General features: G+C 63.8%; 1 protein-coding gene. It reads left to right on the top strand.

From position 1 onward, the window contains the following. The coding region (locus KGA98_RS28340) for a beta strand repeat-containing protein (RefSeq protein ID WP_223504966.1) at positions 1–3,249 on the top strand (3,249 nt) is incomplete at both ends.

The raw sequence follows: 3,249 nt of genomic DNA, 5'->3' as shown, positions 1-3,249 counted from the left end.
CCATTGGCGAAACCACCTACGCCGCTGGCAGCACGGCAACCATCGCCAACGTCGGCACCCTGGTGATCGGCGCCAACGGCACCTACACCTTTACCCCGGCCGCCAATTACAACGGCAACGTGCCAACCGTGAGCTACACCGTCACCGACGGTTCCGGCAGCAATGTCACCTCGACCCTGACCATCAACGTCACCCCGGTCGACGACAACTTTACCGACGCCAACGAAACCGTCTCGACCCTGGAAGACACCGCCTTGACCGGCAGTGTCCTCACCGGCACGAGCAGCGTCGACGGCCCGGTCAGCGTGGTCAATTTCACCATCGGTGAAACCACCTACGCCGCCGGCAGCACGGCGACCATCGCCAACGTCGGCAGCCTGGTGATCGGCGCCAACGGGACTTACACCTTCACCCCGGCCGCCAACTACAACGGCAGCGTGCCGACCGTGAGCTACACCGTCACCGACGGCTCGGGCAGCAATGTCACTTCGACCCTGACCATCAGCGTCACCCCGGTCGACGACAACTTTACCGACGCCAACGAAATCGTCTCGACCCTGGAAGACACCGCCGTCACCGGCAGTGTGTTGACCGGCACCTCGAGCGTTGACGGCCCGGTCAGCGTGGTTAACTTCACCATCGGTGAAACCACCTACGCCGCCGGCAGCACGGCGACCATCGCCAACGTCGGCAGCCTGGTGATCGGCGCCAACGGCGCTTATACCTTCACCCCGGCCGCCAATTACAACGGCAGCGTGCCGACGGTCAGCTACACCGTCACCGACGGCTCCGGCAGCAATGTCACCTCGACCCTGAACATCAACGTCACCCCGGTCGATGACAGCTTCACCGACATCAGCGAAAGCGTGAGCACCGCTGAAGACACCGCCGTCACCGGCAGCGTCCTCAGTGGCACCTCGAGCGTTGACGGCCCGGTCAGCGTGGTTAACTTCACCATCGACGGTGTTGCTGGCACTTTCACCGCTGGCCAAACCGCGACCATCGCTAACGTCGGCACCCTGGTGATCGGCGCCAACGGGACCTATACCTTCACCCCGGCCGCCAACTACAACGGTACGGTGCCAACCGTCAGCTACACCGTCACCGACGGCTCGGGCAGCAACGTCACCTCGACCCTGACCATCAGCGTCACGCCGGTCGATGACAACTTCAGCGACATCAGCGAAAGCGTGACCACCGCCGAAGACACTGCCGTGACCGGCAGCGTCCTCACTGGTACGAGCAGCGTCGACGGTCCGGTCAGCGTGGTTAATTTCACCATCGACGGTGTTGCTGGCACTTTCACCGCCGGCCAGACCGCGACCATTGCCAACGTCGGCACCCTGGTGATCGCGGCGAACGGCACCTATACCTTTACGCCGGCCGAAAACTACAACGGCAGCGTGCCGACGGTGAGCTACACCGTCACCGACGGCTCGGGCAGCAATGTCACCTCGACCCTGACCATCAACGTCACCCCGGTCGACGACAGCTTCACCGACCTCAGCGAAAGCGTGAGCACCAACGAAGACACCGCCGTCACCGGCAGCGTCCTCAGTGGCACCTCGAGCGTCGACGGGCCAGTCAGCGTGGTCAATTTCACCATCGGTGAAACCACCTACGCCGCTGGCAGCACGGCAACCATCGCCAACGTCGGCAGCCTGGTGATCGCGGCGAACGGGACTTACACCTTCACCCCGGCCGCCAACTACAACGGCAGCGTGCCGACCGTGAGCTACACCGTCACCGACGGCTCCGGCAGCAACGTCACCTCGACCCTGACCATCGACGTCACGCCGGTCGATGACAGCTTTAGCGACATCAGCGAAAGCGTGACCACCAACGAAGACACCGCCGTCACCGGCAGCGTCCTCAGTGGCACCTCGAGCGTCGACGGTCCAGTCAGCGTGGTTAACTTCACCATTGGCGAAACCACCTACGCCGCTGGCAGCACGGCAACCATCGCCAACGTCGGCAGCCTGGTGATCGGCGCCAACGGCGCTTACACCTTCACCCCGGCCGCCAATTACAACGGCAGCGTGCCGACGGTCAGCTACACCGTCACCGACGGCTCCGGCAGCAACGTCACCTCGACCCTGACCATCAACGTCACGCCGGTCGATGACAGCTTCAGCGACCTCAGCGAAAGCGTGAGCACCGCCGAAGACACCGCCATGACCGGCAGCGTCCTCAGTGGCACCTCGAGCGTTGACGGCCCGGTCAGCGTGGTTAACTTCACCATCGACGGTGTTGCTGGCACTTTCACCGCTGGCCAAACCGCGACCATCGCTAACGTCGGCAGCCTGGTGATCGGCGCCAACGGGACCTATACCTTCACCCCCGCCGCCAACTACAACGGTACGGTGCCAACCGTCAGCTACACCGTCACCGACGGCTCCGGCAGCAACGTCACCTCGACCCTGACCATCGACGTTACCCCGGTCGATGACAGCTTCACCGACCTCAGCGAAAGCGTGAGCACCGCTGAAGACACCGCCGTCACCGGCAGCGTCCTCACCGGTACCTCGAGCGTCGATGGCCCGGTCAGCGTGGTCAATTTCACCATCGGTGAAACCACCTACGCCGCTGGCAGCACGGCAACCATCGCCAACGTCGGCAGCCTGGTGATCGGCGCCAACGGGACTTACACCTTCACCCCGGACGCCAATTACAACGGCAGCGTGCCGACGGTCAGCTACACCGTCACCGACGGCTCCGGCAGCAACGTCACCTCGACCCTGACCATCAACGTCACGCCGGTCGATGACAGCTTCACCGACATCAGCGAAAGCGTGAGCACCGCCGAAGACACCGCCGTCACCGGCAGCGTCCTCAGTGGCACCTCGAGCGTCGATGGGCCAGTCAGCGTGGTTAACTTCACCATTGGCGAAACCACCTACGCCGCTGGCAGCACGGCGACCATCGCCAACGTCGGCACCCTGGTGATCGGCGCCAACGGCACCTACACCTTCACCCCGGACGCCAATTACAACGGCAGCGTGCCGACCGTCAGCTACACCGTCACCGACGGCTCGGGCAGCAATGTCACCTCGACCCTGACCATCGACGTCACCCCGGTCGACGACAACTTTAGCGACATCAGCGAAAGCGTGAGCACCGCTGAAGACACCGCCTTGACCGGCAGTGTGTTGACCGGCACCTCGAGCGTCGACGGCCCGGTCAGCGTGGTCAACTTCACCATCGGTGAAACCACCTACGCCGCTGGCAGCACGGCGACCATCGCCAACG

Source organism: Pseudomonas sp. BF-R-24 (assembly GCF_019947335.1).
GTDB lineage: Bacteria > Pseudomonadota > Gammaproteobacteria > Pseudomonadales > Pseudomonadaceae > Aquipseudomonas > Aquipseudomonas jessenii.
Note: the sequence above shows the minus strand (reverse complement) of the source record. Positions and strands in the feature narration are given on the sequence as shown.